This window comes from Klebsiella sp. Ech2A (genome assembly GCF_030078455.1).
GTDB lineage: Bacteria > Pseudomonadota > Gammaproteobacteria > Enterobacterales > Enterobacteriaceae > Klebsiella > Klebsiella terrigena.
On sequence record NZ_JAQGFU010000156.1, the window covers coordinates 1 to 10,513 of the forward strand.

General features: G+C 57.1%; 10 protein-coding genes, 1 tRNA gene and 2 pseudogenes. 12 read left to right on the forward strand and 1 reads right to left on the reverse strand.

All coding sequences use genetic code 11. The annotated features are described in order from the left end of the window. Nucleotides 1-547 precede the first annotated feature (547 nt). From PFH44_RS20770 to PFH44_RS20810, 9 genes and pseudogenes are all read left to right on the forward strand, one after another. Complete coding sequence (locus tag PFH44_RS20770) at nucleotides 548-1,420, forward strand: MurR/RpiR family transcriptional regulator (protein ID WP_045854815.1); 873 nt, start codon at nucleotides 548-550, stop codon at nucleotides 1,418-1,420. 26 nt (nucleotides 1,421-1,446) lie between these two features. Continuing rightward, nucleotides 1,447-2,421: an agmatinase gene (locus PFH44_RS20775; protein WP_045854814.1), complete on the forward strand. Its 975-nt coding sequence runs from the start codon at nucleotides 1,447-1,449 to the stop codon at nucleotides 2,419-2,421. A gap of 54 nt (nucleotides 2,422-2,475) precedes the next feature. Beyond that, the gene (locus tag PFH44_RS20780; protein WP_045854813.1) at nucleotides 2,476-3,264 is read left to right on the forward strand and encodes a transporter substrate-binding domain-containing protein; all 789 of its coding nucleotides are present in this window, start codon (nucleotides 2,476-2,478) and stop codon (nucleotides 3,262-3,264) included. Between the two features lie 50 nt (nucleotides 3,265-3,314). Further along, entirely contained in the window at nucleotides 3,315-4,685 is a 1,371-nt protein-coding gene (locus PFH44_RS20785; RefSeq protein WP_283826011.1) for an MmgE/PrpD family protein, read from the forward strand. Beyond that, nucleotides 4,675-5,334 (forward strand): amino acid ABC transporter permease, encoded by a 660-nt coding sequence (locus PFH44_RS20790; RefSeq protein ID WP_283826012.1) that lies wholly within the window; start codon nucleotides 4,675-4,677, stop codon nucleotides 5,332-5,334. The genes PFH44_RS20785 and PFH44_RS20790 overlap by 11 nt, the downstream gene beginning before the upstream one ends. A 9-nt stretch (nucleotides 5,335-5,343) precedes the next feature. Continuing rightward, a complete protein-coding gene (locus PFH44_RS20795) occupies nucleotides 5,344-5,997 on the forward strand; it encodes an amino acid ABC transporter permease (RefSeq protein WP_045854810.1) in 654 nt (217 codons plus the stop codon). Continuing rightward, entirely contained in the window at nucleotides 5,997-6,737 is a 741-nt protein-coding gene (locus PFH44_RS20800) for an amino acid ABC transporter ATP-binding protein (protein ID WP_283826014.1), read from the forward strand. The genes PFH44_RS20795 and PFH44_RS20800 overlap by 1 nt, the downstream gene beginning before the upstream one ends. 28 nt (nucleotides 6,738-6,765) lie before the next feature. Continuing rightward, entirely contained in the window at nucleotides 6,766-7,176 is a 411-nt protein-coding gene (locus PFH44_RS20805; protein WP_045854808.1) for a RidA family protein, read from the forward strand. A 184-nt stretch (nucleotides 7,177-7,360) separates the two neighbouring features. Beyond that, a pseudogene (locus PFH44_RS20810) lies at nucleotides 7,361-8,043 on the forward strand (SGNH/GDSL hydrolase family protein). A 34-nt stretch (nucleotides 8,044-8,077) separates the two neighbouring features. Here the strand turns inward: PFH44_RS20810 and PFH44_RS20815 are convergent. Beyond that, complete coding sequence (locus PFH44_RS20815) at nucleotides 8,078-8,983, reverse strand: LysR family transcriptional regulator (protein WP_283826015.1); 906 nt, start codon at nucleotides 8,981-8,983, stop codon at nucleotides 8,078-8,080. 113 nt (nucleotides 8,984-9,096) lie between these two features. On the opposite strand from PFH44_RS20815, the gene PFH44_RS20820 reads away from it, so the two are divergent. The 3 genes and pseudogenes from PFH44_RS20820 (at nucleotide 9,097) to PFH44_RS20830 (ending at nucleotide 10,343) form a co-directional block, all read left to right on the forward strand. Further along, nucleotides 9,097-9,957, forward strand: coding sequence for a pirin family protein (locus tag PFH44_RS20820; RefSeq protein WP_045854806.1), 861 nt, complete (start codon nucleotides 9,097-9,099; stop codon nucleotides 9,955-9,957). 81 nt (nucleotides 9,958-10,038) lie between these two features. Next, nucleotides 10,039-10,110 (forward strand): annotated as a pseudogene (locus tag PFH44_RS20825) (hydrolase); the annotation flags it as partial. Between the two features lie 145 nt (nucleotides 10,111-10,255). Further along, a tRNA-Ser gene (locus PFH44_RS20830) sits at nucleotides 10,256-10,343 on the forward strand. The last annotated feature ends 170 nt before the right edge of the window (nucleotides 10,344-10,513 follow it).

The following is a 10,513-nucleotide window of genomic DNA, read 5'->3' on the forward strand; positions in this document are numbered from 1 at the left end:
CCAGCTGGCACCGCCAGCTGGACAGACCGCGAGCCTGCGAGCGGGCTGCCCGTACAAAAATGCCGGGAGCATTTTTGAACAACGCCTGCGTTGGCCCCGAAGGGGCGAGGCCCAGGGACGGGCCGAGTAATCGCGAGCGAAGCGAGTCAATCCCCCCCTCACCGCCATATTTAAAGAAGAGCTCGTACGCAAGTACGGGCTTTTTTTCGCACATTGCATACCCAGGGAGAGATGAGAAGCCCCAACCGGGGTTCGACAGCTATTTGCTTCATGAACGCCCCTTTGCCCTGGCAGCATGCAGTCGATGCTCCACGCTAGCGCGTAAAAAATGCACAGTTCCCCGCAGCTAACAACCTGAAAAAATAACGCCCGCCCCTTTTTTCACGCGGTTTTGAATCAAACTAATCATTCCTGGAATCAGCGTTCCCTCCCTATGCCGCCAGGGTGTCCTACTGCAGGGTTAATTTTGATTCATTCCAATCAATGATAATCATCTTTGGCACAACCGTTGCAATTGTGATTGAGTCAAACCGAAAGGGAATCACATATGGAACAGGCTGAAGTTATTTCCAGACTAAAAGCAATGTACGAACAGCTTCCCCGTCAGGAACGGCTGGCGGCCAGCTTTGTGTTAGACCACGCCCAGGAAGTAGCGGTAATGTCAATGCGTGAGCAGTCGCGTCTTGCCGGCGTTCCGCCTTCCACGATGACCCGTTTGGCAAAACGCCTCGGACTCGGCGGCTATGATGCGCTGCGCGAAGTGTTTATCGCCGCCTTGCGTACCAAAAGCAGCATCTATGAATCACGAGTGCCGGGGCTGGTTGCGATGAATAAGCAGGGAGAAGACTCTTTGCTGCGCGACCTGGCCGCCACCACGCAGGCCCATATTGAAACACTGTGTCGTCAGGAGAATCTTGAGGCGATGATTCAAGCCAGCAGGCTGCTGGCAGAAGCGCGGACCATTTACTGTCTGGGGCTTCGCTCGTCGTTTCCTGTCGCCTTCCATTTTCAACATGTCAGCGCCTGGTTCGCCAACAATGTGCGCCTGATTGATGGCGCAGGCGAAAGCGGCATGATGACGCTGATGGGCGAGATTAACGCCAAAGATGTGCTGCTGGTAGTCAGTCTGGCGCCCTATTCCCGACGGGCCGTCACGCTGGCCCGCTATTTAGCCCAGCGGAAAATCCGTGTTGTCGCAATTACCGATAATGCCAGTTCGCCTGTCGCAAGACTGGCCGCGGAATCAATATTGGTACAAAAGAAAACGGCGTCGTTTTTCGACACGATTACGCCAGCCTTATTAGTTAGTGAATTACTGGTGGCATTATTTGCCGCCAATGCGCGGACCGATATTCACTCGGCAGTGAAAAGAACCGAAGAGCAATTATGGGCCACCGGAGAGTGGTGGAGTCTTAACTAGTTACTCACGACAGACCAGAGGATAAAATGAGATATAAATCCGAAATGACCACCGCACCGAAACATGGTCATAAGAGCCTGCTTTATTCCGAAGTAGTCAGTGATTTAAATACGTTGGATCGCGTAGATATCGCCGTATTAGGGATTCCTTATGGCTCGCCTTATTCCATTGATGAAGTCACCAACGATCAAACCAATGGACCGACGGCAGTGCGTCAGGCGACCGATCGCGCGGTGCGCAGCATTGAGCGTTACGATTTCGATATTGGCGGCCCGCTGATGGATAATCAGGATATTCGCATGATCGATTGCGGCGATATCGCAGGCGATGCCCGCGCCCTGGGTCAACATTACGAAGCGGCCGAAGCGGTAGTACGTAAAATTTTACAGCTGGGCGGCATGCCGCTGGTGATTGGCGGCGATCACGGTATTCCGATTCCGGTGCTGCGCGCGCTGGATGAACTGAATGAAACCATCACCCTGATTCATGTCGATGCTCACCTGGACTGGCGTCAGGATGTCAACGGCGTGACCGATGGTTACTCCAGCCCCATTCGCCGGGCCTCAGAAATGAAGCACATCGGCGAAATCTGGCAAATTGGCCTGCGCGCAAACGGTTCGGCGCGCCAGGAAGAGGTTGACGCAGCGCTGGAATATGGTGCGAAATTGATTCCTGCCCATCAGCTGCATGATGAAGGTATCGACAGCCTGTTAGCACGTATTCCTGATGGCGGTCATTATTATATTACCTGTGACGCCGATGGTATTGACCCAACGATTATGCCCGCGGTCAACGGCCCGGCATTAGGCGGGGTAACTTATCACCAAATGCGTAAATTAATTCACGGTCTGGTGGCAAAAGGCAAAGTCGTGGGCATGGATCTGGTTGAAATCACGCCGAAGAAAGATATTAACCAAATTACCGCCATTACCGCCTGTCGGTTCTTTGTCAATTTAATTGGCACCGCGGTGCGCGCGGGTTATTTCAATAAAAATAGTTAATCCGCCTCATGACCGCGCATTTACGTAACAATAACCTGAACGGGAAATAATGAGATGAAAAAACAGTTTGCATTTGCAGCAATGCTGGGACTCGCTTGCGCATTCTCCAGCCTCTCCGCCAGCGCCGCCGATTTGTTGGATACCATTATGCAGCAAAAAGTGGTGCGTATCGCGGTCCCTCAGGATTACGCCCCCTATGGCTTTGTGGGAAGTGATATGCAGCCGCAGGGCATTGATATCGACACCGCCAAACTGATCGCCGATAAACTGGGTGTGAAGCTGCAGCTGGTGCCGGTCACGGGACCAAATCGCGTCCCCTATCTGCAAAGCGGTAAAGCGGATATGACCATCTCCTCGCTGGGTAAAACCGCAGAGCGCGCCAAAGTGATCGACTATAGCATCGCCTATGCGCCTTTCTTTGATGCGGTGTTTGGCAAGGCTGGGGTGAAAGCCAGCAACGCCGACGAGCTAGCGGGCAAAACGGTCTCGGTAACCCGCGGCTCGATGCAGGATGAAGAGTTAACGACCCTGGCACCAAAAGCTAACGTCAAACGCTTTGAAGATAACAACAGCACTATCGCCTCGTTCATGTCCGGCCAAACGCAATTAGTGGCAATCGGTACCACCGTCGCCGGCGCACTGAAGCAGAAAAACCCCGGTCTGGATATTCAGCTAAAAGTGATTCTCGCTAACGCCCCATGCTACGTCGGCCTGCCAAAAGGTAACCCTGCGCTGGTTGCCAAAGTGAACGAAATCCTGCGTGCCGCGAAAGCCGACGGCACCATCAATCAGATTTCGCAGAAGTGGCTGGGTGCGCCAGCAGGCGATCTGCCTGAATCCTAAGCATTGTGGCTCCCTGTGGGCGGGGAGTCTTTTCTCTGGTGGGGAACAACATGAACCATTATGCAACCCATATTTTGGCCAGGCAGGCGGCGGCCATAACGCTGTCGTCGATCCCAGGCGACGTGCGGCGGGTCGCCTGTCGCGCGCTGATCGACACGCTGGGCGTGGCGCTGGCTGGCAGCACGATGCCGGTAGTGCAGCGTCTGAAACGGACGGTAATGAGCGAGGGTAAGGCCAGCACGCTGGGCGGCACGCTGCGCGTCAGCCCGCTGGACGCCGCGCGGATCAACGGTTGTGCCGCGCACGCGCTGGATTTTGATGACAACTGCTACGCCGGATTCGTCCATGGCTCCGCAGTCATCATCCCGGCCGCACTGGCAGTGGCTCAGCAGTATGACCGCGACGGCGCCAGTCTGCTGACGGCCATTGTCTCAGGTAGCGAATGCCAATACCGGCTCGGCGAAGCGCTGGGCCAGGAGCTGTATCAACGCGGATGGTGGACAACCGGGATTCTGGGTGTGGTCGGCGCCGCCGTTGCCGCCGCCCACCTGCTACGCCTGGCTCCTCATCAGGTTGCCCATGCTATTGCGTTAGCTCTCGCCGCCGCCGGCGGCAGTAAAAGCGCCTTTGGCAGCGATGCGAAAGCCGTGATGGCCGGACTGGCCGCCGAACGAGGCATTCAGGCGGCGCTGATGGCGCAAGCGGGAATCACGGGTCCGCTCAATACGCTGGAACATCATTACGGATTGCCGGTGCTGATGAACGATGCCCAATGGCAGCCGGAGCGGTTAACCGTTCACGGCTGGCGCTTGCTGCGGCCGGGGCTGGACGTTAAACGCATCCCGGTCTGCCTGTCTGCTCACGCGGCCGTCGATGCGGTTGTCACCCTGATGCAACGGCATACGCTTGCGGTGGGTGAAATAGAGCAGATCCGCTGCGATGTGCCGCAGATTGTGCTCGCGAACTTGATTTACGCCAATCCATTGACTCCGCAACAGGCGCAATTCAGCCTGCCCTATGCCATCGCCGCCACGCTATTTTATGGTGAGTTAACCCTGAACCAGTTGACGCAGGCGTCGCTGGAACCGGCGGGGCTACATGCCCTGATGGCGAAAGTCAGCATCACCAGCAGCACGCAGTGGCAACACCCGCAGAGTTTGCAAACCGCCCCGGAAGGTGCCTGCATCACCCTGAATCTGAAATCGGGGCGGCAGCTCAGCTGCCGTGTCGATCGCGCGCTGGGCAATGCTACCAATCCCCTGAACGATGAGGCCCTGGATGACAAGTTCCTGTCATGCTCCCAGCAAGTGCTATCCGCGACCACGAGCCGTCGCCTTCTGACTCAGCTACGCCAGGTTATCTCCCTGCCCTCCGTGGCGCAGCTGTCACAACTACTGGAGAACCCAGAACATGAGCTTTGATTTTTCCCCGGTATTGAGCCAGTGGCCAATGCTGCTTAACGGCATTGTCATCACCCTCATGATGACGCTGGCGGCCACGCTGCTGGGCATTACCCTGGGAATTGCCTGCGGCTGGGGACGCGCCAACGGCCCGCGCCCGTTACGGTGGCTCATTGCCAGCTATGTCGAGCTGGTCCGCAATACTCCCTATATCATCCAGCTGTTTTTTATCTTTTTCGGCCTGCCGGCGGTAGGCGTACAGATGTCGGCGCTGACGGCCAGCGTGCTGTCGCTGATCCTCAACCTTGGCGCGTACGCCAGTGAGATCGCCCGTGCCGGTATTGAGAACACGCCGCGTAGCCAAATCGAAGCAGCACAGAGCCTTGCGTTAAACCGCTGGCAAATTTTTACCCGCGTGGTGCTGCCTCCGGCTCTTGGCAGAGTCTGGCCCGCGTTGGTCAGTCAGGTCATTATCATCATGCTGGGTTCGGCGGTATGCAGCCAGATCTCAACCGAGGAGCTATCGTTCAGCGCCAACCTGATTGCCAGCCGCACCTTCCGTAATTTCGAAGCCTACATTATCGCCGCCGCTGCCTATCTGGTATTAGCCATCGCCGTGCGCCAGATTCTGAACTGGGTAGGCCCGCGCTTTATTTTCCGTCGACCTTGAGGATCCATGATGAGCGACTTTTCCTTATGGGATATCTATCGCAACTTGCTGCTGGCGCTGCGCTGGACGGTTGGATTGTCCGCTATCGCATTTATTGGCGGTGGCGTCGTCGGTGGGTTACTGCTGGTACTACGCCTCTCTGGTTCGCGTATCGCCAGCTATTTCGTTCGCGGCTATGTGCAGCTGTTTCAGGGAACGCCGCTGCTGCTGCAGCTCTTTCTGGTCTATTTCGGCCTGGCGATCGCCGGCATTAATACTTCACCACTATTTACTGCCAGTTTCTGCCTGACGCTGTACGCCAGCGCCTATTTAACCGAAATCTGGCGCGGCAGCGTGGAAGCTATTCCACGCCAGCAGTGGGAGGCAGCCCAGAGCCTGGCGCTCAACTTTCGCGAACAGCTACGCTACATCATTCTGCCCCAGGCCCTGCGTGTGGCCATCGCCCCTACCGTCGGCTTTTTGGTGCAGGCCATTAAGAACACGGCTCTGGCGTCGGTGATTGGTTTTGTCGAACTGACGCGCGCCGGGCAGATCATCTCGAACGCCACGTTTTCACCCTTCCTGATTTACGGCAGCGTGGCCCTGTTTTACTTCTTCCTGTGCTTTCCGCTCTCCATATGGAGCCGGCATCTTGAACAACGTTTGTCACGGAGAACCAACTGATGACCCAGACAGCCGATTTTTCCCTGGTGGATATACGCGCGCTGCATAAGCGTTTTGGCGAAAACGAGGTGCTGAAAGGCATTGATCTGCAGATAAAACGCCAGGAAGTGGTGTGCATTATCGGCAAAAGCGGCTCGGGGAAAAGCACCTTATTACGCTGCATTAATGGCCTGGATGCCTATCAGGCGGGAGAGCTGCTGGTGGACGGACAGCCGGTGCAGCAGGACAACGGCACCGCTCTGCGCGAACTGCGGCAGAACGTCGGCATGATTTTTCAGAGCTTTAATCTTTTTCCTCACCTTACCGTGGGTAAGAACGTAATGCTGGCCCCGACGCTGGTGAAAAAGATGGCCAGGGGCGAAGCCGAGCGCACGGCCAGACGGTTGCTGGAACGCGTCGGCCTGGCCGATAAATTTGATGCCTGGCCGGATAGCCTCTCCGGCGGTCAGCAGCAGCGCGTCGCGATTGCGCGCTCGCTGGCGATGAATCCGGAAATCTTGCTGTGCGATGAAATAACCTCCGCGCTGGATCCGGAACTGGTCGGCGAAGTGCTGCAGGTGATTGAGTCGCTGGCGCAGGAAGGTATGACCATCATCATGGTCACGCACGAAATGAATTTCGCGCGCAAAGTCAGCGACCGGGTGGTGTTTATGCATCAAGGACGCGTCCACGAAGTGGGCGCCCCGGACACACTGTTTACTCAGCCGCAAACGGCAGAGCTTCGTCAATTCCTGGCCTGAGGGCCGCTTATCCACCTGGAGCAAAAAAATGGTACATACGCGTATTCGTCCGTTTAACACCAAAGAGACCTATCCGGAGCAAAATCTCGATAACGACCTGTGTCAGGCCGTTGTCGCCGGGAATATGGTCTTTCTACGCGGGCAAATTGGGCAAAACTTAGACACCCGTGAATCAGTGGGTATTGGTGATATTGCGGCGCAAACCGAGCAGGCGATGTACAACATCAACATGCTGCTGGAAGAGAGCGGCAGCAACCTGCAAGAGATCTGCAAAATCACCGTTTATCTGACCGACGTTCGCCACCGCGAAACGGTGTACAACATCATGGGGCGCTGGCTGAAAGGCGTGTTCCCGGTCTCTACCGGACTGATGATTTCACATCTGGCGCGTCCGGAATGGCAAGTTGAGATCGACGTGATTGCCGTGAAGGCGGGTTGATAAACCGTCAGCGATACGCTCACGTTTGAGTTAAGGGAGGGGGATAAACGAACAGCAGGATTTCCCGACGCTCCCTTATATTCTATTCGTTCCTTTAAGCCTGAGGCAGGGTTTGTCGATTTTGTGGCGGTCGATTACCCGCTCGGGCCTCTCCTCATACATGGATGCTCCCTGCTGACCAGATATGGACGACGAAAATAAAACCGTCGCAATATATGGCAATTCTTACACCCATTACAATAACAACGTGAACACTCGCCTGCGGGACCTCGCCCGTTCGCTGCTGCCCGAACGCGGCAAAGGCTATGCGTATCGCGGTATTACCATCTCGACCGGACATCTGGGTGGCATATTCTCAGCCTGCAGTTCCAGAACGGTCTGCAAAAGTGGGACGTGATCGTCTTCCAGGGAAACTCGACGGAAGCCATCAGCAAAAGGGCCGCAACCCGGGAGTATTTTACCCAATCGGTGATAACCATGGCGGACATTGCGCACAAAGCGAATGAAAAGGTCGTCTGGTTTATGACCTGGGCCAGCAAAAATAAACCGGAGCAGACGGATAAACTGGAAAAGGCCTATCTTGACATCGCCCGCCAGACGCACGGCTACGTGGCCCCCGTCGGCCTCGCCTTTGCGCGCGCCGTTGAGCAGCATCCGGAGATAAATTTATACCACAGCGATGGCAACCATCCGTCTCTGGCCGGCACCTACCTGACGGCCTGCGTACTGTTTGCTACCCTCTATCATCACTCTCCGGTAGGCGGCGCTCTCCCTGTCGACGGCGATATGACCGAACGGACAGCCCGCGCCCTGCAGCAAACCGCATGGGATACGGTCGTCGCCTTCAGAGAGCAAAAGTCATCATAAACCTCTGGCCAGGGCCGGCGTATCCGGCCCTGCGCTAATCCTCCTCCATCCGCTGATACTCTTCGCCGAGGAAATCCACCAGCGCGCGCACCGACGGCAGTAGCCCGCGGCGTGAGGCAAAGACCGCATGAATCACCTCCCGGCGCGGCTGCCACTCGTCAAGTACCACTACCAGCTCACCCGCCGCCAGCCGATCGCGCGCCATTAATAGCGGCAGCTGAACAACGCCAATGCCGGCGACCGCCGCTTCGCACAGCGCCAGCATGTCGGTGGTCACCATTCGCGGGGTAAAATAGACCTCCGCGCGGGCGCCCTGCGGGCCGGTCAGCTGCCACTTATGCTGATGCTTGCCGGCGGACAGGCTCAGTCCCGGCCACTCGCTCAGTTCAGACGGCGCCTGCGGCTGCCCCATGCGCGCCACCAGCGCCGGGCTGGCAAACAGCCGGTGCCCGCGATCGGCCAGCATCCGCATCACCAGATCGCTATCATCGAAGGGCCGCGGCCGCACGCGAATAGCCACGTCAACCCCCTCACCGACCACATCAACCCGCCGGTTGGTTGCCTCCAGATGCACGTTCACCCCCGGATAGCGCTGCATAAAGCGCGCCAGCATCGGGCCAATATGCACATGCAGGAGGGTAACCGGACAGGTGAGCTTAACGCTGCCGCGCGGCTCAGAGCGAAGGGTCTCCACCGCCTGCTGCGCCGCCTCGGCCTCGATCAGCATCGCTTTGCAGTGCTGATAAAACGTCTGACCAACTTCGGTTACCGCGAACTGCCTTGTGGTGCGATGAATCAGGCGCACACCGAGCCGCTCTTCCAGCTGGGCAATGCGGCGGCTGAGCTTCGATTTAGGCTGATCGAGCGCCCGACCCGCCGCGGCGAATCCGCCATGATCCACCACCTGGACAAACCAGGCTAAGTCGTTGAGATCCTGCATCCTTCCCCCATCGTTCCATTTTTAGAACAGTATAGGTCATTTTTACTATCTACCGGGCTGTTAGCCGCGCATCTAAGCTTATCAACATCGAAACAACCGCACAGGAGAGAACAATGAAACAGATTACAGGCGTCTATACCGCGCCATCCCAGCACTGGGTCGGTAACGGTTTCCCGGTACGTTCGCTGTTTTCTTATCAAACCCACGGCGAGCAGCTGAGCCCCTTCCTGCTGCTGGATTACGCAGGACCGCATAGCTTCCCGGCGGGGAGCGGCAAACGCGGCGTCGGCGAGCATCCGCATCGCGGGTTTGAAACAGTAACCGTTGTTTATTCAGGTGAAGTTGAGCACCGCGACTCAACCGGCAGAGGCGGCGTGATTGGCCCCGGCGATGTGCAGTGGATGACGGCGGGCGCCGGGATCCTGCACGAAGAGTTCCACTCGGCGGAATTTACCCGTACCGGCGGCGAGCTGAAGATGATCCAGCTGTGGGTCAACCTGCCGGCCAAAGACAAAATGGCCGCGCCGGGATACCAGAGCATCACCGCTGACCTGATTCCCCGCGTCGCGCTGCCGGATAACGCAGGCCACGTCCGGATCATCGCCGGTGATTATGCCGACGTTTCCGGCCCGGCGCGCACCTTCTCGCCGCTGAACGTCTGGGATATGCAGCTGACGCAGGGCCACGACGTCTCGTTACGCCAGCCTGCCGGCTGGAGCACCGCGCTGGTTGTTCTTGAAGGTGAAATCAGCGTTAACGGCGCTGAAAATGCGCGCGAAGGACAGTTGGTGGTGCTGAGCCAGCAGGGTGAAACGCTGCACCTCAGCGCTACCGCTGATGCCAGGGTCCTGCTGCTGGCCGGCGAACCGCTGGGTGAGCCTATCGTCGGCTATGGCCCATTTGTCATGAACAGCAAAACGCAAATCGCCGAAGCGGTGCGTGATTTTAATAGCGGCCGTTTTGGCCAAATCTGACGCGACAGAGGTACAAAAAATGTCTACTCCAGCTAATTTTTACGGGCTCACCCGGTGATTGACGTAAATGACAGCGCCATGCTGCTGATTGAGAGCTACGCCAAAGCGCAGGACGTGGTGAAGAACGGCGAACAGCTTGATTCACAGCGTTAAAGCCACCGCCCCGGCGTTTTTTACCGGGGCGGTGTTCATTGCTTGAGCGAACGGTAAGGAAAGAATAAATACTGCTTGACCGTTTTAGCGCAACTCCCTATAGTAGCGCCCCGTTGCCCGCCCAAGGCGTGCAGCGAAACAATATGGTGAGGTGTCCGAGTGGCTGAAGGAGCACGCCTGGAAAGTGTGTATACGGCAACGTATCGAGGGTTCGAATCCCTCCCTCACCGCCATATTTAAAGAAGAGCTCGTACGCAAGTACGGGCTTTTTTTTCGCCTGTTGCACCGCCCAGGGAGGGATGAGAAGCCTCGACCAGGGTTCGACAGCTGGCGCAGCCAGCTGGACAGACCGCGAGCCTGCGAGCGGGCTGCCCGTACAAAAATGCCGGGAGCATTTTTGAAC

What these genes read in the sequence shown, in the direction of transcription:
- PFH44_RS20770 (WP_045854815.1), top strand. Translation starts at nt 548, where the DNA reads ATGGAACAGGCTGAAGTTATTTCCAGACTAAAAGCAATGTACGAACAG.
- PFH44_RS20775 (WP_045854814.1), top strand. Translation starts at nt 1,447, where the DNA reads ATGAGATATAAATCCGAAATGACCACCGCACCGAAACATGGTCATAAG.
- PFH44_RS20780 (WP_045854813.1), top strand. Translation starts at nt 2,476, where the DNA reads ATGAAAAAACAGTTTGCATTTGCAGCAATGCTGGGACTCGCTTGCGCA.
- PFH44_RS20785 (WP_283826011.1), top strand. Translation starts at nt 3,315, where the DNA reads ATGAACCATTATGCAACCCATATTTTGGCCAGGCAGGCGGCGGCCATA.
- PFH44_RS20790 (WP_283826012.1), top strand. Translation starts at nt 4,675, where the DNA reads ATGAGCTTTGATTTTTCCCCGGTATTGAGCCAGTGGCCAATGCTGCTT.
- PFH44_RS20795 (WP_045854810.1), top strand. Translation starts at nt 5,344, where the DNA reads ATGAGCGACTTTTCCTTATGGGATATCTATCGCAACTTGCTGCTGGCG.
- PFH44_RS20800 (WP_283826014.1), top strand. Translation starts at nt 5,997, where the DNA reads ATGACCCAGACAGCCGATTTTTCCCTGGTGGATATACGCGCGCTGCAT.
- PFH44_RS20805 (WP_045854808.1), top strand. Translation starts at nt 6,766, where the DNA reads ATGGTACATACGCGTATTCGTCCGTTTAACACCAAAGAGACCTATCCG.
- PFH44_RS20815 (WP_283826015.1), bottom strand. Translation starts at nt 8,983, where the DNA reads ATGCAGGATCTCAACGACTTAGCCTGGTTTGTCCAGGTGGTGGATCAT.
- PFH44_RS20820 (WP_045854806.1), top strand. Translation starts at nt 9,097, where the DNA reads ATGAAACAGATTACAGGCGTCTATACCGCGCCATCCCAGCACTGGGTC.